Source organism: Lelliottia sp. WB101, assembly GCF_003051885.1.
GTDB classification, from domain to species: Bacteria; Pseudomonadota; Gammaproteobacteria; order Enterobacterales; family Enterobacteriaceae; genus Enterobacter; species Enterobacter nimipressuralis.
Genome location: NZ_CP028520.1, coordinates 2,086,702 through 2,106,535 on the forward strand (window position 1 = coordinate 2,086,702; position 19,834 = coordinate 2,106,535).

9 protein-coding genes are annotated in these 19,834 nt (G+C 61.2%); 3 read left to right on the forward strand and 6 right to left on the reverse strand.

From position 1 onward, the window contains the following. The first annotated feature begins 13 nt into the window (after positions 1 to 13). Together DAI21_RS09980 and DAI21_RS09985 are read left to right on the forward strand one after the other, a co-directional pair. Positions 14 to 1,195, forward strand: coding sequence for a PLP-dependent aminotransferase family protein (locus DAI21_RS09980; RefSeq protein WP_107702985.1), 1,182 nt, complete (start codon positions 14 to 16; stop codon positions 1,193 to 1,195). Positions 1,196 to 1,273: 78 nt separating this feature from the next. Next, entirely contained in the window at positions 1,274 to 1,792 is a 519-nt protein-coding gene (locus DAI21_RS09985; protein ID WP_107702986.1) for a DUF6622 family protein, read from the forward strand. Here DAI21_RS09985 and DAI21_RS09990 read toward each other — a convergent pair whose 3' ends face one another. Beyond that, entirely contained in the window at positions 1,793 to 2,212 is a 420-nt protein-coding gene (locus DAI21_RS09990; protein WP_107702987.1) for a nuclear transport factor 2 family protein, read from the reverse strand. A 98-nt stretch (positions 2,213 to 2,310) separates the two neighbouring features. Here DAI21_RS09990 and DAI21_RS09995 point away from each other — a divergent pair, with 98 nt between their 5' ends. After that, positions 2,311 to 3,045 (forward strand): helix-turn-helix domain-containing protein, encoded by a 735-nt coding sequence (locus tag DAI21_RS09995; RefSeq protein ID WP_234419525.1) that lies wholly within the window; start codon positions 2,311 to 2,313, stop codon positions 3,043 to 3,045. On the opposite strand, the gene nudI is transcribed toward DAI21_RS09995, so the two are convergent. From nudI to DAI21_RS10020, 5 genes are all read right to left on the reverse strand, one after another. Continuing rightward, on the reverse strand, positions 3,017 to 3,442 hold the full coding sequence (nudI, locus tag DAI21_RS10000; RefSeq protein ID WP_107702988.1) for a nucleoside triphosphatase NudI: 426 nt from the start codon (positions 3,440 to 3,442) through the stop codon (positions 3,017 to 3,019). The two genes, DAI21_RS09995 and nudI, sit on opposite strands and share 29 nt — an antisense overlap. Before the next feature lie 336 nt (positions 3,443 to 3,778). Then, complete coding sequence (locus DAI21_RS10005; protein WP_100780833.1) at positions 3,779 to 4,948, reverse strand: HlyD family efflux transporter periplasmic adaptor subunit; 1,170 nt, start codon at positions 4,946 to 4,948, stop codon at positions 3,779 to 3,781. Positions 4,949 to 4,958: 10 nt separating this feature from the next. Continuing rightward, the gene (locus DAI21_RS10010) at positions 4,959 to 7,145 is read right to left on the reverse strand and encodes a type I secretion system permease/ATPase (RefSeq protein WP_107702989.1); all 2,187 of its coding nucleotides are present in this window, start codon (positions 7,143 to 7,145) and stop codon (positions 4,959 to 4,961) included. Then, positions 7,142 to 8,545, reverse strand: coding sequence for a TolC family outer membrane protein (locus DAI21_RS10015; protein WP_100779226.1), 1,404 nt, complete (start codon positions 8,543 to 8,545; stop codon positions 7,142 to 7,144). Before DAI21_RS10015 ends, DAI21_RS10010 begins: the two co-directional genes overlap by 4 nt. A 77-nt stretch (positions 8,546 to 8,622) precedes the next feature. Continuing rightward, complete coding sequence (locus DAI21_RS10020) at positions 8,623 to 19,806, reverse strand: BapA/Bap/LapF family large adhesin (protein WP_107702990.1); 11,184 nt, start codon at positions 19,804 to 19,806, stop codon at positions 8,623 to 8,625. Between the last annotated feature and the right edge of the window lie 28 nt (positions 19,807 to 19,834).

A 19,834-nucleotide genomic window follows, 5' to 3' on the forward strand; every position in this document is an offset into this window, starting at 1 on the left:
GGGTATCGACAGTATGTCTAAAAACAAACTCGCCAGCAGCGTGCAGAGCCTGCAATCCTCCGCCATCCGTGAATTATTAAAACACAGCAAAATGCCGGGTGTGATCTCCCTCGGCGGCGGCATTCCCAATCCCGATCTTTTCGATCACGAAGGGTTACAGATTGCGGCAGATGCCGTGTTATCCCGCCATTTCGGCGAAGCATTCCAGTACGGTCTGAGTGAAGGCTATCCGGGACTGCGCGACGCGATCGGGCAGATCTGCGCCGACCGTGGAATCGCTTGTCAGGCCGATGACGTGGTGGTCACCTCCGGCTCCCAGCAGTCGCTGGATATTCTGGCCCGCGCGCTGATCAATCCCGGCGATACCGTGGTTGTGGAGCGTCCGACCTATCTTGCCGCGCTGCAGGTCTTTAGTCTGGCGCAGGCCCATCTTGAATCTGTCGGCACCGATGGGGAAGGGATGAAAGTTGATGAACTGGAAGCCCTGGTCAGCCGCAAAACCATCAAAGCCGTCTATATCGTGCCGACGTTTGGCAACCCAGGCGGCGTGACGCTCTCCGAAAACCGCCGCAAACAGCTGGTCGAGCTATCAAAACGCTATGATTTCGTGATTATCGAAGACGACCCCTACAGCGAAATCAACTACACCTCTGACGTGTTCCGCCCGCTGATGGCCCATGCCAAAGCGATAGGCAACGAAGATAACGTCGTCTATACCTCGACGTTCTCCAAAATCCTCGCACCCGGCACGCGCGTCGGCTGGCTGGTGGTGCCTGAGTGGCTGAAACGGGCGGTGGTGAATCTCAAGCAAACCACTGATTTGCATACCAGCACCTTGTCGCAGCTGATGACTTACGAATATCTGCAAACCGGGCGTCTGGCCGGGCAGATTGCGCTGATTCGCGATGCCTATCGCCAGAAATATCAGACCTTTGCAAATGAGCTGGAAAAAGAGCTGGGTGATGTGCTGACCTTCCATAAACCGAAGGGCGGGATGTTCCTGTGGGCGAAATTCAACAACGGTCTTAATACCACCGAATGGCTGGCGAAGACGCTGGCGAACGGCGTGGTGTTCGTGCCCGGTGAGTTCTTCTATTGCAGCGAACCCGACCGCGCGACGCTGCGCATGTCGTTTGTCACGGCCACGGATGAGCAGCTGAAAGAGGCGGTTCGCCGCCTGAAAATTTCGCTCTGAACAGCCTTACGCATGATGGCGTAGCCGCTATCATGCGTAATAATTACCCGGTGCGAAATATCACTGACGGTAAAACCCATGACTGAATTCCTCACCGGTGTGGTTACCCATACGCCCGTCTGGGTGTGGGTGCTGTTTGTCTTTCTCATCACTCGCGGCATTAAAGCACGCAAACCCGCCATCGTGACGCTGGAAAAGCTCGCGATTATCCCCGCCATTTTTCTTTTCTGGGATATCTACGATCTGGTGGTGTTCCGCAAACTCACCGTCGCCAGCAGCGCCCTGTGGATCGCCGGTTTGCTGGCAGGCGCAGCGCTGGGCTATTTACTCATCAAACAGACGGCGGTAACGCGCGCGGAACCTCCGCGCAGTCTGTACCGGCAGGCCGACTACTCGGCGCTGCCGCTGATGATGCTGGCGTTTGGCGTGAAATATGTGCTGGGGGTGATGACTACCGTCTCCCCCACCACGCTGCAGCAGCCCGGTATGAGCGCATTTGCGATTATCTCCGGGGGCGTTTTTGCGGGCGTGTTTGTCGGAAAATTTACCCGCTATGTGCGCGTGTATCGCTTCACTTCACAGCAGCAAGTGAGTTAACTACGACGTCGCGCTGGCAAGGGATTTGTCGGCGTGGTCGCCCTTTATCACTCGGGTCACTTCATCTATCCGCCAGATTTTCCCCTCGCGCAGGCGGGCAAACAGGTACACCTCAATTTCTGACGTTTGTCCGTCCGTTTTGCTTACGGTGACGATATGGCGGTCTGCCAGCAGATGCGGCGTGCAGCATGCCTGCTCGACCTTGAAGGTGATCCTCTTGGTTTGCGTGCGGACGTGATCTAAATGCCGTACAAATTCAGCGAAATTGAGCGCGTTACCGTCCGTATGCTGCTGGTAGTCATTCGAGAAAATCTCTGCCGGAGCCAGCGTTCCCGCGAAAAGATCGGTTAACAGCCGTTGGGTGAGGGCGCGGCAGGATGGTTCGTCAGTGGCAGCCTGCAGGTCAGTAATAAGGGACATTGTTGTGCTCCTTTAAAGGGGGTGAGAGCACATTATCCTTGACAGAATCTGGCGTAGTTTCTGTAATCAGGCAATCAATAACGATTTTCGGCCAAACTATGTTGATGACCGCTGAACCTCTTCGCCATCCATCGGGCTATCGAACCGACTGGCATGCTCACGCCACCGGCCAGCTCTGCCGTATGACCTCGGGCCTGCTGATTATCGAGACCGAAAAGGGGCGCTGGGTGGTGCCGCGAGAGCATATCGGCTGGATCCCGCCGGGGTTGCGTCATGCCGCGCTGTCGGAAAGCGCCATTGAGGGCCAGTCTCTGTATCTGGATTCAGCCTGTTGTTCAGCCCTGCCCGAGCAACCGGCGGTTTTCGAACCGGAAAAGCTGTGCGAGGCGCTGTTCCTGCGGCTGTGCCTGGCGGGCGAGGGCGCAGATCCGCTGATGATCTCCATGCTCACCCGCGAGCTGGCTCTGTCCCGGCAGGATCGCTTTCGGCTGCCGATGCCCGCTCACCCGCGTTTACTGAAAATCGCGCGCACGCTACTGAACGCCGTGGACGATGTGCTCCCGGTGGAAGAGTATGCACGCCAGTCCGGGATGAGCGTGCGCACGTTTCACCGGCAGTTTAGCGCCGCGACGGGCATGAATTTTGTGAACTGGCGGCAGCTGGCCCGTGTGATCAGGGCGATGGAGTGGCTGGAGGAGGGAAAACCCGTCGGATGGATTGCGCTGTCGTGCGGCTACAACAGCGTCAGCGCATTCATTGAGGTCTTTCGCACCTACACCGGCAGAACGCCGGGACAGTGGGGGGTTACAACAAACCCTTCTGCGCAAACGTAAAACGGGTGGCTTCGTTGAGATCCAGCGTTTTTATGGCCTCCGGCTGCACCCACGCGATCTCCTGAAACTCTTCGTTAAAGGTCACATCGCGGTTGGCGCTGACGCAGTCGAAGATAAGGTAAATCATATAGATCTCTTCGCTACTGCCGTCGGCATAGGTTTTCACCCGGATATCATCGCGAAACGCCCAGGGTTTGACGGCGGTGATCTCAAGCGCATCGCCCAGCTCTTCGCGAATTTCGCGCCGCAGCGCCTGCTCCATGGTTTCACCCGGTTCCATACCGCCGCCCGACAGCGCCCACTGGCCGGGAAACACACCGCGATCCGCCGCCATTTTGCACAGCAGATAAGCCCCGTCATTCTGGATAATCGGACAAACAATCGTTCTCTGGCGCATGTTCACTCCCTGAATTTTTTATGTTGGCGCTACTGTAGCAGAGTTCAGGGGGGAAAAATAAAACGTGTCGGATGTTACTGCGCTTCCCCGATATGCGGAGTCATGTAGGCCTGGTAAGCGTAATGTCACCGATACGTTTTGAGGGAGGGGGCCGACATATCAATACGTTTAAATATCTTTAAACGTTACTCTGCACATTCACGGGTATCGTCGTGACAGAGAAGCAAGAAACCCAAGGTGAATTGGTTTATCCCCCCTGGCGCAGGTTTTCTCTCTTTGAACCCCTCTCCCGGTGGGGATGAGGGGATCGAATATGCACAAACTAATGCTGGTACTCTACCGCTCCCGCAGCGCCTCTTTCGCCCGGTTAAACGGCTTAATCATATAATCCATCACCGATTTCTCTCCGGTTTTGATATCCACCGTGGCAATCATCCCAGGCACAATCGAGAATTTGCGGCCCGCTTTATTGACCAGATAATCCTGGCTGGTGCGGATAAACACCCGGTAATAGAACACTTCGGGTTTGGCTTCGTCCTGAATGGTGTCCGGCGAAATGGTTTCGACCACGCCGTGCAGCCCTCCGTAGATGGCGTAATCGTAGGCGGTGATTTTAACCAGCGCTTTTTGCTCCGGGTGGATAAAGGCGATATCGCGCGGTGACAGGCGGGTTTCGATCAGCAGGTGATCGTCCACCGGCACAATCTCCATCAGCTCGCCGTTCGGGGGGATAACCCCGCCGATGGTCGTCACCTTGATGTTTTTCACGATCCCACGCACCGGCGATCGTACGGTCAGGCGCGTCACGGAATCCTCGCGGCCTTTCAGCACCGCCGAAACCATATCGACTTCCGCGTTGGCTTTCGACAGCGCCTCGCGGGCCTGCACGTAGTATTGCGAGCGCACGTCCGTCAGCTTCAGTTCCAGATCGCTTTTTTGCCGCTGCAGGCGTAACTCCTCCACGTGGCTGGCCGCTCCGGTTTTGATCAGCCGCTGGGTGATAGCCAGCTCTTTGTTCGCGAGGCTCAGGGCAGCTTTCAGCTCGCGCTGAGTGTCCTCCAGCTGCGCGCGGCGCGAGGTGTAGAGCCGGGTTTCGGCGGCGATCAGCTCCGGCCACTGTTTCAGGGAGGGGGGAAAGACCAGCGGCAGATCGTTCACTTCGGCGGTGAGGCGCACGCTGGAGGCCAGCGATGCACGATAGCGCGCCGCGCTTTCACCGACGTTAGATTCTGAACGTGTGGGATCGAGTCGCGCCAGCACCTGGCCCGCCTGCACCACGTTGCCTTCGCGCACGTTCAGTTCGGTCAGGATCCCGCCATCGAGGGACTGCAACACCTGCTCGCGCGAGCTGGGGATCACTTTCCCCGTCCCGGTTGAAACCTCGTCGAGAATGCCAAACCACGCCCACACGCCGACGATAATAAACAGCAGCAGGGAGAGGATCACGATGCGCCGCGCGCCGGAGTAACCGCTTTCGGAGTCGAGAGCGTTATCGAGATCGTCCATCGCCGCGACATCACGCTGACTGATTTTCATTTTTCCACTCCCGTCCGTTTGCCTGTTGCTGCATGCGGCTGTTGCTCAGGGCCTGCGCTTTTGGCGCGTCCATCACCAGCATGCCCTCTTTCAGCACCACCACGCGCTCCACCAGCTCCAGCACCGGCACGCGGTGGGTGGCGACGATCAGCGTCCGGTTGCCGAGCCACGCGCCGAGATGCTGAAGAAACTCGCGCTCCGTGTGCTCATCCAGCGAGGCGGTCGGTTCATCGAGCAGCACGATATTGGGATCGCGCAGGAACATACGCGCCAGCAAAATCGACTGACGCTGCCCGCCGGACAGCCCCACGCCGTTCTCCATGATCGGATAGTCGAGACCTTTCGGCAGCTTTTGCACAAAGCTCGCCGCGCCGCACATCTCCAGCACGGCGAAGATCTCTTCATCCGTGGCGCGCGGCATCCCAAGCGTGATGTTCTCTCGCAGAGTGCCGTAGAACAGCCGTGCGTTCTGGGTCATAAAGCCGACGTTGCGCCGCAGGTCCGCGACGTCCAGATGCGGCAGGCTAAGGTTGTCGAGCCGCAGCTCGCCGCCTGCCAGATCCATTCCGCCCGACAGCGCCTGTAACAGGGTGGATTTCCCTGCGCCGTTACGCCCGAGGATCGCCACTTTCTCGCCGGGTTTGATCTCCAGGCGGTTAATGCGCAGGGCCATACGCGGATCTTCCGGGTGATAGCGAAACTGCGCCTGATCGAACAGGTAGTGCCCGCGCAGCACGTCCTGGCGGATCGGCGTCTCTTCGCGCTGGTTTTCCGTTGGCAACTGCATGATGCTGTCCAGCCCCTCTTTGGCGGCTTTCACCTGCTGCCAGCGCGCCAGCACGCCGCACAGGGTCGCCATCGGGGCGATCATTCGCGACGCCAGCATCGAGGCCGCCACCACCGAACCGGTGGTTAAGGTTCCGTCGATCACCATCGGCGCGCCGACCACGATCACCCCGGCGTACACCAGGCTTTGAATGGTCATCCCCCAGCTGATCAGGTTTTGCGTCAGTTCGCGGGTGCGCAGGCCGGACTCGGCGGTGATCTGGATATAGCTGTTCCACTGCTGCAAAAAGCGGTTTTCCGCCTGCATCAGCTTGATGTCCTCCAGCCCCTGCACGCTCTCGACCAGCACCGCGTTGCGCAGGGTCGATTCATGGGCCGACTGCTTCGCCAGCGCCGCGAGTTTTTTCTGCAGCAGCAGGCCGGGCAGCACCATCAGCACGGCAGCGACGGGGGCGATCCAGGCTAATTGCGGCGCGATGATCGCCAGCACCACCACGAACAGGAAGAAGAACGGCAGATCGACGATGGTGGAGATGGTAGAGGAGGTGACCATCTCGCGGATCTGCTCCAGCTCGCGCAGCTGCGAAATAAAGCTCCCGGTTGAGCGCGGGATCGCGCTGTTACGCAGGCGCAGGGCGTGGCCAAACACCCGATCCGACACCCGCAGATCGGCGCGTTTTCCCAGCAGATCCATGATATGACCGCGCGCGACACGCAGCACAAAGCCAAACAGCGTGGCGATCAGCACGCCGATGGTCAGCACGTAAAGCGTCGGATAGGACTGGGCGGGGATCACCCGGTCGTAAACCTGCATTGAGAACACGATCCCGGAGAGGGAGAGGACGTTGATGAACAGCGCCGCCAGCATCACCCAGGTATAGGGACGCATGTCGCGCATCACCAGCCGGTAGAGCCAGTCGGGGCGGTATTTGGAAATATAGGCATCCACGCGGCTGTCTTTTAGCGCCGCCAGCGGGCGCAGGGCGACCACGTGACGAATGGCGGGCAGCAGAGCGGTCATCGACACGCGGTTGTTGTGCGGTGTGGTGTCGATGAAGTTGATATCAAGAGTGTCGTCGCCGTCGAAATGTTCAATGACGCCGATTTTGCCCTCGTTAAGCTCCACCACTACCGGCAGTTTCCAACTGTTGATGGACTGCTCCGTGGCGGTCAGCAACTGAAAGGAAAGTCCTGCCTCGCGCGCCAGTTGAGTCAGCGCCGGTACCATGGGTTTGCCCTTCAGCCATGGCGCCCCGGCCACCAGTGCGCCTGGGGAGCAGGCCACGCGATAGCGGCTGGCGACGTAGCCAAACGCCTGCGCCCAGTGCTCCAGCGTCTCTTCGGGAATACTTTCGTCCTGCGGATTATCGGTTTGCTTCATGGCTGGATCTCCACAGTCTGAATGGTGCGGTTCTCAAGATCGAACGAATGACGCAAAAGGCCCGTGTTGTACAGGCAGCTCAGCTCCAGCTGGTGGAGCTGTCCGGCGGTTTGCTGCTGGGTAAAACGCGCCTGATACACCTCCTGCTCGGCGTTGAGCACGTCGAGCAGCGGCCGTGAGCCGAGATCGAGATATTGCTGTTGATAGAGTTCGCGGGTGCGGACGCTGAGCGCCTCCTGCCGGGCCTGGATTTGCAGGGTGCTCAGCAGGCTCATCACCTGGCTGCGTGATTCAAGCAGCTTCTGGCGCACGTCAAGGCGGGTGCGTTGAATGGTCGACTGCGCGGCTTCGACGGCATGTCCGGCGGCGTTGCGGCGGGCGGTAAGACCACCGCCCTGATAGAGCGGCATCTGCACTTTGACCCACGCGGAATACTGGGTGCGATCCAGCGAATCGTTGCCCGCATAGCGGTCGTTGAGGTAGTGGCGCACTTCCGGCTCCAGTGAGACGGTCGGCGTCATTTGCGCGTTAGCATAGTCGAGGTTGGCCTGCGCGACGTTGGCCTGCGCCCACGCGGAGAGCACGGCGGGCACCAGACGGTCGTCCGGCTCGGCGACGTCGCAGCTGCGGGCCAGTTTTGCCGGGAAATCGTTGCTGATGGTGTTCAGGCTGTTCCAGCCGAGAAAGCTCATCAGCGTGGCGCGGGAGCTGTCGAGGCTGGCCTGATACTGCATCAGCTGCGCCCGCGCGCCTTCGATACGGGCATCGGTCTGCACCACGTCCGAAAGGGAGCTTGCCCCTTCGTCGTTGCGCTGACGCGCCAGCGAGCCGATGGACGACAGCGCATCCAGCTGCTCTTTGGCGGTCTCCACCATTTGCTGCCAGGTCTGCACCTGCACCATTGCCAGGGCGGTATCGTGGGCGATGGTATCAATGCTCACCAGCACGTTGGCCTGCTGCTGCGCCACGCCCGCGCTTTCGGCTCGCACCTGGCTTGCCACTTTGCCAAAGTCGTAAAGCATTTGTGAAACAGAGAGCACCAGCGACGGGGTAAAGCCGTTGTCGCTGCCGTCGTGGGTATAGCCGCCGTCCATTCCCGCGTTGACCTGCGGATAGTATTTCGATTTGGCGACGTCGACCTGTTCTGATTGTTCGTAGAGTTTACCGACCGCTTCGCTGATGGTCGGATGCCAGCTGACGGCGCGGTTTACGGCATCGCCCAGCAGCAGCGTACCCGGAGCGGCTTTGTTGGCGACGGGCGCAACGCGGCCATTCAGGGACGGCAGCTCCTGTTCTTCACTCAGCAGGCCGGTGTTGATTACGCCCGCAGGATTAGCCGCGAGAACGGGCACAGATATCAGGCAGCACGAGAGCCACCAGTAAGGCATCTTCTTTCCCATGTCATGTCCCTAATAAATTTGTACTTTTTATTCTTGATGCCCGGGCGCTGAACGCCCGGGTCAGTTGTGTTGTGCTATCAGGTAATGATGTTGTGGTGCTGATTAACCAGTTCGTCGTAGCTACTCTGTACGTTGTCCAGAGTGACCAGCGTCGTATTAGTGTAGGTGCTCCCCGTACCGTCACGATCGATGGAGATCACAGTGTTGTTACCGCTGGTGGTGACATGCACGTAGTTCCCAAGCGTGGATGCCTGTCCGTTCCAGCCCACCAGCAGATCGCCGATATCAATTTTGTCCCCCTGGCTGATGGAGAAGTTGGTCCAGTGATCCCCGGTGCTGTTGCCCGCCGTGGCGTTACCCACGGTGTTGTTCAGCACCTGATAAATCAGGGTATCGCCGTAGGCCGTCCCATTGATCACGTCGTTATGCTCAGAGCTGATGAACTGCGGCGCCATGTTGATGGTCAGCGACGCGCTGTCCGTTTTCCCTGCCGTGTCCGTCAGGGTGTAGTTAAAGACCTCCTTCGAGGTGATGCTGGAGAGCGACACGCCGGTGTTGAGCGTGTAGGTGTAATGACCGTCAGCGCCGATGGAGAGCGTGCCGTAGTGCCCCTGAATGGTCACATTCGCGGCGCTGGTGGTGTACGGGTCGAGGGTGGTGGTCACGCCGTTGTAGCCGGTGATGCTCAGACGGGTATCCACCGAGTGCAGCTGATCCATCGCCCCCTGCGAATCGGTGCCGTCAAAGATGTTGCCGTTAACGGTGTGTCCGCTAGTGGAATCGAACTGATTGAGCGAGTAGGTGGTCCCCACTACGTCCGGGGTGATGGTGATTTGCCCCACCGCCAGCGCGCCCATCTTCCCGGTGTAGGAGAGGGTGTAAGTGCCCGCCTCCAGATCCAGCCCGTTCAGGTTGATGGTTGCGGTGCCGCCCAGCAGTAATCCGCCGTTGAACGAACCGCTGCGCACGGTGGTGGCACCGTTCGACAGCACCCAGTCCACCGTCAGGCCGCCGAGCGAGAGCAGCGAGGCGACGTTAAAGTGAAGCACCACGTTATGCAGGGCGGTGTTGGCGTCGACCACGAAGGTGCCGCTGCCGCTGCCCTGGGTAGCCGCCAGCAGAGCCGCCGTCCAGGTGGCGTTGCCGACGGTGGTGTCCGAGTAGGCCGCCGTATGGTGCACCGACGTCACATCCATCACCGCGCTCACATCGTTGACCGCATCCATCGCCCGTGGGGTTGGAGTGATGTTGAGGGACGCCGTGTCTTTATCGCCGTTTGGCGCGGTCACCGTATAGACGAAGGTGTCCGGCGTCTTGATGTGATCGGCCCCAACGCCGCTGTTCAGGGTATAGGTGTATTTACCGTCCGCATTGATGGTCAGGGTGCCATATTCCCCCTGAATGGTGGTGACGCCCGTACCGTTGACCGCCACGCCGTTCACCGCCGTGACGTGGGTACCCGCCGGAATAATATCATCCGCCAGCACGTCGCCGGTGGTGCTGCCGCCGACGCTCGAGACGGTGTAGACATGGTCTTCCAGCACGTTAAGGGTGTAGGCCGTCAGCGCCGTGATCCCGGCTGCGGTGTTCAGCAGGAACAGGTACTCCCCGGCCGGCAGGTTGAGCGTCAGGGTGCCCGACGTACCGCCGAGCAGCGGCGCGCGCAGCCAGCCTGGCTGAACGCGCATCTGCTCGAAGGTTTGCGTCGCGTCGTTGAATTTATAGACGTAGAGATCGAACACCGAAGCCAGCGCCACGCCGCCGACGGAGGCCTGGATGGTCATGGTGCGGGTGGTGCCTTCCGCCACGTTATAGATGATCGGATTGCTCAAATCATCGAGCAGATTGAGGCTCAGCGTGTTGCCCAGATTGACGCCCACCACGGTGAAGCCGCCCTGGGACGACGTGCCGTTGTTGATGGCGTGAACGCTGGTGTCGAAGGTGAAACTCGCAGAGTCATCGACCGCCGTGACGCTGTTGGTGACGGTGTTGGCCCCAAGGGAGATCACCAGCTGCGCCGAGGCGGTGGAACCGTTATGCCCGATGGTGTAGGTGAAGCTCTCGGTCCGGCCCAGAATCGCGGCGCTGGTGTTGGTGAGGGTGTAGGTGTAGCTCCCGTTGAGGTTAATCGTCAGCGTACCGTACTGGCCCTGGATCACCGTGCCATCCGCCGTCACGTTAACCGTGTGACCCTGGGAATCAGTGACGGCGGTGATGCGAGTGCCTGCCGGGGCGTTGTCGCTGCCGGTAGTTGGGTCATTGTCCAGAATGACGTTACCGGACTGGGTGGTCACCCCCGTTACCGTCCCGGCGCTGGTTTCGGTGACATCCACGTCAAGACTGGTGTACGACCCGGTCGCCAGCAGGTTGGTGTTGTAGCTGAGTACGCGGTACTGGCCCTCGGTCAGCCCGGTCATGTTAAGGGTGACGCCGTTGGCGCCCAGTGTCAGCAGGTTGGCGAACTGCGGCAGACCGGTATCCACCACCGTGGTCCAGGTGCCGTTGACCGCATCCCAGCGCTGCACCACCACTTCCAGGGTGTTGAGCAGCGACAGCACCACGCCTGTAGCATCGGCGTTAATCGAAATATCCGCATTCCCGCCTGCACCCACGGTAAAGCCGACCTGCGCCGTATCGTTGCCGAGCAGGGTGAGCACGTTACCGAGCGCCCCGACCAGCAGGAATCCGTAATCGCTGTACTGGGCGTTGGTCACCGTGGCGTCGGAGGTGAGCGCCAGCTCCTCAACGTTGGAACTGGCCGAAAGCGGCACAACCGGCGCCAGCGCAGAGCCTGGCGCCGAGGTGTTGCCTGCCGCGTCGGTGGCGGTGATTTGCAGGGTCTGGCCTTCCGTCTGTTTATTGAGGAAGGTGTAACTGTAGGTGCCTCCGGCGTTCGCCGTGGTGGTCACCAGGGTGCCATCCGCCAGGCGAATCGTCACGGTGCTGCCCGCTTCTGCGCTGCCCGTCAGCACGCTGCCGTCGGCGTTAAAGGTTCCGTTCGGCGCATTCGGTGCGACGGTATCGACGATAACGGTGGTCGGAATCGAGACCGGCCCGGTGCCGCCGATGACGTTGGTCGCCGTGGCGGTAAACGCGTGAGAACCTTCGCTCAGTGCAGGCGTAGTGAAGGTCCAGTTACCGTTGATATCCGTGGTCGTGGTGCCCATCGCCACGCCGTTGTTATACAGGGTGATGGTGGAGTTAGGCTGCGCCGTCCCGCTCAGGGTTGGCGTTGTGTCATCCGTGGCTTTGCCGTTGGTCAGATTGCCGGTAATGGTCCCCACGTTGTCATTGACGGTGGTGATCAGCGGCGCATTCGGCAGGTTGGTGAATGGCGCGGTGACGCTCTGGGTATTGCCTGCGTTCCCGGCTTTATCGGTGGCAAAGGCCAGCAGCGTTTCGCCGTTGGTCTGCGCCGGTGAAATGGTGACGTTGAAGGCCCCGCTGCCGTCCGCCGTCGCCGTGCCGAGCACTGTTCCGGTGCTGCTGGTAATGGTGACAGTGCTGCCCGCTTCCGCAAGGCCCGTGACGTGGGTGCCGTTACTGATTACGGCCAGCGTGCCCGGCAGCCCCGGCGCAACCGTATCCACCACAATCGAGGTGATGGACGATGGAGCGCTGGTATTGCCCGCCGCGTCGGTGGCGGTCGCGGTAAAGTTGTGCTGACCGTTGGTCAGCGTGGTGGTGGTCTGTGGCAGAGTCCAGTTGCCGTTGGTGTCAGCGGTGACGGTGCCGACCAGCGTCGTGCCGTCATAAATCCGCACCACCGCGTTAGGCTCACTGGTCCCGCTCAGCGTCGGCTGGGTGTCGTTGGTCGGGTTACCGTTAATCACCGGCCCGGTGACAGTACCGACATCATCCACGACAGAGGCGATCACCGGCGCGGTTGGTGCAGTGGCATCGACGTTAACCACAAAGGCCGTTGTCGGGCCACTGGCGTTACCCGCGGCGTCGGTGGCGGTGATGGTCAGCGGATGCAGCCCGTCGCCCAGCGCCGGTGACGGCGTAAAGGACCACGCACCTCCGGTGGCCGTGACGGTGCCAATCAGCACGCCGTTATCAAAGATTTTCACCGTCGATCCCGCTTCGGCTGTCCCGGTGAGCGTCGGCTGTGCATCGTTGGTGAGCTGGCCGCTGGTCAGGTTGGTCACGGTTCCGACGTCATCCACCACGGAAACCAGTACCGGAACGGCCGGCGGCGTGAGGTCGACATTCAGGGTAAAGGTTGCCGACGGATCGCTGTTGTTGCCCGCCGCGTCGGTCGCCTGGGCGATAAAGGTATGCGGTCCCGCCCCAAGTGCGGTGGTGAGCGTCACCGCCCAGTTCCCGCTGGCGTCCGCCGTGGTGGTGGCGATCACCAGGCCATTTTCAAGGATATTGATGCTGGCGTTCGGCTCGCTGGTCCCGATCAGGCGCGGGAGCGTGTCGTCGGTGGTCTGGCCGCTGCCGAGCGGGCCAGTGACGGTTCCTGCATCGTCAAGCGCCTGAGTGATAACCGGTGCCAGCGGTGCAACCGTATCGACGATCACCGTGAAGCCTGGCGAGGCCACGCTGACGTTGCCCGCCGCGTCGGTCGCGGTGGCAGTCCAGGTATGGCTGCCGTTGCTCAGCGGGTTCGGCGGGGTGAAGCTCCATTCGCCCGAGCCGTTAGCCTGTACGGTGCCGACCTGTACGCCGTTTTCATAGATGATGATCGTGGCGTTGTTCGCCGCCGAGCCGTTCAGCTGAGGCCGGGTATCGTCGGTGGTCTGCCCGGACAGAACCGGGTTCAGCACGCTGCCGACGTCATCGGTGGCGTTAATAATGGTCGGTGCCGCTGGCGGCTGGGTATCCACCGTCAGATCGAAGGTGGTGGAGGTGGTGCTGGTATTGCCCGCCGCGTCGGTGGTGCTGAGGGTGATGGTGTGTGGCCCGTCAGCCATCGGTGCGGTTGGCGTGAAGGTCCAGTTCCCCTGGGCGTTCACCACTGCGGTGCCGAAGGGTTGTCCGTCGTTGAGCAGGGTGACGGTCGCCCCGACTTCGCCGGTACCGTTGAAGGTTGGACGGTTGTCATTGGTGGTGCCGTTTTCAGGAATCGTGCCGGTGACCGGGCCGACGTCATCCTGCACCGTGGTAAGCACCGGCGCATCTGGCGGCGTGGTGTCGACGGTGAAGGAGAAGACCGGCGAGTTAGCGGAGACGTTACCCGCTGCATCGGTGGCATTGACCCTGATGTTGTACAGGCCATCCGTCAGCCCGTTTGGCGGCATAAAGGTCCACGAACCGTTAATGACCTCTGCGGTGCCAATTTCTACGCCGTTATTCAGAATATGAACGGTGCTGCCCGTGACGCCCGTGCCGGTGAAGGTTGGCGTGGCGTCGTTAGTGACCTGTCCTGCGGTCAGGTTCCCGACCACGCCGCCCTGAATATCATCGGCGACGGTGCTGAGCACCGGCACCGCAGGTGGGGTCAGATCGACAATCACGTTATAGCTGTTGGAGCTGGTGCTGACGTTGCCTTGTGGATCGGTCGCGACCACCGTAAAGGTGTGTGAGCCTTCGGAGAGCGGCGTGGTGGGGGTGAAGGTCCAGTTCCCCAGGTTGTTGGCGGTGGCAGTGCCAATCTGGTTGCTGCCTTCAAAAATCGCCACGCTGCTGTTGGCTTCTGCCGTGCCCGAAAGGGTCGGCGTGGTGTCGTTGGTGGTGCCACCGGTTTGGACATTCCCGGTCACGGTGCCGACATTATCGTCTGCCCCGACGATGACCGGCGTGGTGGAGACAGTATCGACCACAATGTTGAATGCCGGTGATTGTGCGCTTTCATTCCCCGCCGGATCGGTGGCGGAAATGGTCAGGGCGTGGTTGCCTTCTCCCAGCGCACCGCCTGGCGTGAAGCTCCAGGTGCCCGTCGATCCGACAACAACGGTGCCAATGGCGGTACCGTTGTTGTAGATGGTAATGGTGTCGCCCGCCGTTGCGGTGCCGCTCAGGGTTGGGCGACTGTCGTTGGTGGTTTGACCGCTGGTCAGCGGCCCGGTACCAGGACCGACATCATCGGTCACTGCGCCGAGCACCGGTGTGCCAGGCGCGGTGAGATCGATGGTGACGGTAGCCGCCGGGGAGAGACCGCTCGTCAAACCGCCCACGGTGGTGGTGGCGGCAAAGCTGTGTGGCCCCTCGCCGAGCGGGATCAGCGAGCTGGCCGTCCACTCGCCGGTTGGGCTGGCGGTGACGACGGCGTACGGCACCAGACCCCCGTCAAGGTAGAGGGTCACAATGCTGTTCGGCGGTGCGGTCCCGCTCAGGACTGGCGTGGTGTCGTTGGAACTTGCGCCTTTCACTTCGACGGTGCCATTCGTACCGTTGTCATCAATGATCGACGTGATGGTCGGGACGGGTGGCAGATCCGGCGTGTCTGTAACTTGATAATCCGTTGGGCCGCTGACGTTGCCTGCCGCATCGCTGGCCGTGACGGTGAGCGTGGTTTCGTTGGTCTGCGCCGGTGAAAGGGCGATGGAGTAATTGCCGCCCGCATCGGCCACACCACGGCCTAGTTCAACGCCATTTTCCCCTTTAACGATCACCGTGGAACCGGCTTCTGCGGTCCCGGTCAACGGTGTCCCTTCGATTGCGAGATTGCTGACGACCGGCGCGTCTGGCGCATCCGTATCAACGGTTACGGTAACCGGCGCGCTTGGGGTGGCGTTCCCGGCGGCGTCAGTGGCCGTGACGATAATGGTATGAGGCGCATCGCTTAGCGCCGAGCCGTCTGGCAGCGTCAGTGTCCAGTTGCCGTTAGCATCCACGGTGGCCTGTAGCGGCGCACCCCCGTCAACAGAGACGGTGATGGTGCTCCCGACCTCTGTTTTCCCGCTGATGGTTGGCGTGTTGTCATTGGTGTACAGCACACCGTTGGCCAGCGTGCTGCTGGAGATAGTATCAATCTGCGGCGTCGTCGGGGCGACCGTATCCACCGTGATGGTGTACACCGGGCTGGTGCCGCTGACGTTACCCGCCGCATCGACGGAGGAGACGGTCAGGTTCAGCGCGCCGTCAGCGACGGTTGGGCTGGTCCAGGTCCAGGTGCCGTTGGTGACATTGACGCGGTCAACTTCGACCCCGTTGTTATAGATAATTACCGTGTCGCCGCTGGTGCCCGTTCCGCTGATGGTCGGCGTGGTGTCTGACGTCGAACCGCCGCTCGCGACGGTGCCTGCGGTGATTGCCGGCGTCAACGGAGGCGTGGTATCCACGGTAATGGTCACCACCGGGGAGACGTCCGAGATATTCCCCGCTTCGTCCGTGGCGGTGGTGGTGAAGGCATGGGTGGTTTGCGTCAGCGGGGTGTCTGGCCGCCAGCTCCAGCTGCCGTCCGCGCCAACGGTGACGCGCCCGACCTCCTGCTTCGGCGCACCGCCGACGCTGTCGTAAATAATAATCACGTCGTTCGCCACACCGGTGCCGCTCAGCACCGGACGCGAATCGTTGGTGCTGTCGCCGTTATCGACCGGCCCGGTGATTTGGCTGACGTTATCGGTGACGACCGGTGCGGTTGGCGTGGCAGGCGGGTCCGTATCAATCACGATGGTGACCGGCTGGGATGGCGCACTTTCGTTGCCCGCGCCGTCTTGATTGGTGACCGTCAGGGCGACATCGTAAGAGCCGTTTGGCAGCGCCTGAGTCGGCGTCCAGCTCCATGTTCCGTCCTGCTGAACGGTAACCACATCGGGCTGTTTGACGCCATCAATGTAGATCGTGACCGTATCGCCCGGCGTACCGGTGCCGCTTAAGGTCGGCGTGGTGTCGCGGGTGGCTTCGCCCGGATTGAGCGGAGTGCCGGTCGGCAGGCCGTCCGGGTTCACGGTGACGTCCGGAGAATCTGGCGTCGCAGGGGCCACGGTATCCACCACCAGACTAAACGGCGGTGAGGCGGTGGCGTTGCCTGCGGAGTCGGTTGCGACCACCGTCAGGGAGTGAGTGCCGTTGGTGAGCGGAGTGGTGGGGGTAAAGCTCCAGCCACCGTTACCGTCAAGCGTGGCAGTGCCGAGCAGGGTCGTGCCGTCGTAAACGGTAATAATCGTATCCGGCGGGGCGGTCCCCGTCATTGCAGGAAGGGTTTCGTCCGTCGGTGTTCCGCTGGTGACCGGGCCGGTGACAGCGCCGGAATTATCTGTGACCGTACCGATCGACGGCGCCGGTGGTGGCGTGGTGTCTACGATGATCTGGAAACCGTTTGAAACCGTGCCGACGTTCCCAGCCTGATCGATAGCGACGGCGGTCAACGTATGCGGCCCGCCCTGTGGGAGCGCCAGCGTCGGGGTAAAGGTCCATGCCCCGCCGCTGCTGACCAGCGCGGTGCCAATCTGCACGCCGTCCAGACGAATGCTGATGGTGGCGCCCGGTTCGCCCGTACCGTTGAGCGTCGGACGGGAGTCGTTTGTGATTTCACCCGTATCCAGCGGGCCGGTTCTGCCCGGGACATCGTCAACGACGGAGGTGATCACCGGTGCGGCAGGGAGCACGCTATCAACCGTAATGCTCCAGCTGTTCGACGTGCCGCTGGCATTTCCGGCGGCGTCGATGGCGGTGGCCGTCAGGACGTGACCGCCCTCGCGCAGGTGCACCGATGGCGTAAATTCCCAGTTACCGCTTTGGGGAATGACGAGGGTCCCGATTTGATCGGAACCGCTGAACAGATAGAGCGTGGTGCCCGGCTCGCCGGTGCCGCGAATGGTCGGCGTCGGGTCGTTAGTCAGGCCGCCGTTGGCGACATCACCCACAACATTGAGGGCGTCATCGTAGACCGAGGTGATCTCCGGCGTTTGCGCCGGGGTGGTATCCGGTGCCGTTACCGGAGCCGTGGGGCCGGTGTTGTTGGCAAGGTCCGTGGCGTCAGCCGTCAGCTTTTCGCCGTTAACTTGCGGCGGCGAAAGGGTAACGGAAAAATCGCCGTTGTCGCCCGTTTTGCCGCTGCCGATCTCCACGCCATCCGGCCCTTTAATGCTTACCGTGCTGCCCGGTTCGGCCTGGCCGGTGACGGTCGTGCCATCGTCAGAAACCACCAGATTCGTTGGTGCCAGCGGATCGGTTGTATCCGGCGCGTCGGCGTGCCCTGGCTGGCTGTCGTTACCCGCGGCGTCGCTTGCGATCACATCCAGCACTTCGCCATTGGTTTGCGGTGGGGAGACCGGGACGGTGAAATGGCCGTTAGCATCGGTGGTGCCGGTGCCAATCACGCCGCCGCCGGTGTCTTTGATGGTGACGGTGCTGTTTGGCTCGGCGTTTCCGCTAACGCTGGTTCCGTCACCTGAGACCGTCAGCCCTGTTGGCGGGTTAGGCGCAATGCTGTCACTGGCGGTGACCGTGCCCGGGATACTGGCATTTCCGGCAGCGTCGGAGGCGACGACCGAGAGGGTTTGCCCGTTATTTTGTACGGTATTCAGGGTGATGGTGTAGTTGCCGTTGCCATCCGCAACGCCTGTGCCGATCACACCGGTGCCGTTGCTGATGGTGATCGTGCTGTTCGGTTCAGCCGTACCGGTGACCTGGTTCCCGGCAGGATTGAGGGTGACGGTCGGCTGGCCTGGCGCGATCGTGTCGACGATAAAGTTAATCTGCTGGGACAACCCGCTCTGATTACCGGCGGCGTCAATTTCAAGCACGGTGACGGAGTGGGGGCCTTCCGCCAGCGGGCCGTCAGGCGCTACGCTCCACAGCCCGTTCGGGCCGACGGTGACTCTGCCCACTTCCACGCCGTTATCGTAAATAATAATCGTGCTGCCCGGATCGCCACGGCCCGTGAGCCTCGGCTGGCTGGCGTCGGTTGTCTGGCCTGCTGTAACCGCGCCGCGTATGGAGCCGACTTCATCGTTCACCACAAAGGCCGATGGCGCGGCGGGCGCAGTCACATCGACATTAATCGTAAAGCCCGGTGAGGCGGGGCCGGTATTGCCCGCCACATCCGTGGCGCGCACCGTCAGCACATGGCTGCCTTCACTCAGATTGACCGACGGGGTAAAGCTCCAACTGCCGTTCGCGGCAGCGGTGACGGTGCCAATCGCAATGCCGTTATCGTAGATCGTGACCGTTGAATTGGCTTCGGCGGTACCCGTGAGCTGCGGGCGCTGATCGTTGGTGCTGCCGCCATTGTTCACCGGCCCGGTGACGGGATTAACGTCATCCGTGACGCTGGAGATCACAGGGGCCGTTGGCGCGACGGTATCCACCACAATGGTGATCCCCGCAGAAGGCGGGCTGGTGTGGCCTGCCGCATCGGTCGCGGTGGTGGTCAGGGTGTGGCTGCCGTTAGCCAGCGCGCTAGGCGGCGTGAAACTCCAGTTGCCGTTGGCATCCACTTTGGTGGTGCCGATTTTGGTGCCGTTATCGAAGACGGTGATGGTGGTTCCGGCTTCACCGATACCGCTCAGGGTAGGGCGCGCATCATCGGTTCGCTGCCCGTTATCCAGCGGGCCGGTTTCGCTGCCGACATCGTCGTTAACGATTAAAATGTCCGGTGCGTCGGGCGTGACCAGGTCCGGGGCGGTGGCATGGGCCTCTTTACTGACGTTGCCGGAGGAGTCGGTCGCGGTGGCAGTAATCTGCTCGCCGTTGTTGAGCGGGGTGCCCAGTTCAATGGTGAACTTACCGTCGCTGCCGGTTTTACCGGTGCCGACCAGGTTTCCGTTCGCATCTTTCAGGGTGATGGTGCTGTTCGGTTCTGCCGTCCCGGTGACGATATTGCCGTCTGCCGAGAACTGCAGATTGGTCGGCGCGTCAGGCGGCGTGGTATCCGGGTCAGACGGGTTCCCCGGATTGCCTGGGTTGCCGTTGCCGTTATCATCGTCTCCGCCACCCCCTCCGCCACCGCCGCCGCCAGCGGCAAGCGCGATCCCACCCGCGACAGCGACGCCACCGAGCACCCATGGCCAGATCGCCGCGCCGCCCGTATCACCGGAGGAGGCCATCAGCGCATCAATCGATGAAATCGCTTCATAGTGTTCTGTGGCGGCGGTGGGATCTTCAATCCACCACAGCGCACCGTTGCCTTCTTCCAGCACCAGCTGGCTGGCACCCTGAGCGTCTCCGACGTAGAAGTTTTTGAGGGTGATGGTTTCGCCCGAATTCAGGGTCACGATCAGGTCTTCGCCGCTGCGCGTGTAGTGTGAAATGTCGCCTCGCCCCACGTGGAGCTTCACAATAGAGGAGTGATCCAGAGTAACCTGAGTGCCTTCGGTGGTGGTTTCCACGCCAGTAAGTTTCGAAATGACAGAGATTTGGCTCATATTGATGACTCCCAACAGATTTTTATTG

Coding starts and splice junctions, on each gene's coding strand:
- DAI21_RS09985 (WP_107702986.1), top strand. CDS start 1,274: ATGACTGAATTCCTCACCGGTGTGGTTACCCATACGCCCGTCTGGGTG.
- DAI21_RS09980 (WP_107702985.1), top strand. CDS start 14: ATGTCTAAAAACAAACTCGCCAGCAGCGTGCAGAGCCTGCAATCCTCC.
- DAI21_RS10010 (WP_107702989.1), bottom strand. CDS start 7,145: ATGAAGCAAACCGATAATCCGCAGGACGAAAGTATTCCCGAAGAGACG.
- DAI21_RS09995 (WP_234419525.1), top strand. CDS start 2,311: ATGTTGATGACCGCTGAACCTCTTCGCCATCCATCGGGCTATCGAACC.
- DAI21_RS10015 (WP_100779226.1), bottom strand. CDS start 8,545: ATGGGAAAGAAGATGCCTTACTGGTGGCTCTCGTGCTGCCTGATATCT.
- nudI (WP_107702988.1), bottom strand. CDS start 3,442: ATGCGCCAGAGAACGATTGTTTGTCCGATTATCCAGAATGACGGGGCT.
- DAI21_RS09990 (WP_107702987.1), bottom strand. CDS start 2,212: ATGTCCCTTATTACTGACCTGCAGGCTGCCACTGACGAACCATCCTGC.
- DAI21_RS10005 (WP_100780833.1), bottom strand. CDS start 4,948: ATGGACGATCTCGATAACGCTCTCGACTCCGAAAGCGGTTACTCCGGC.
- DAI21_RS10020 (WP_107702990.1), bottom strand. CDS start 19,806: ATGAGCCAAATCTCTGTCATTTCGAAACTTACTGGCGTGGAAACCACC.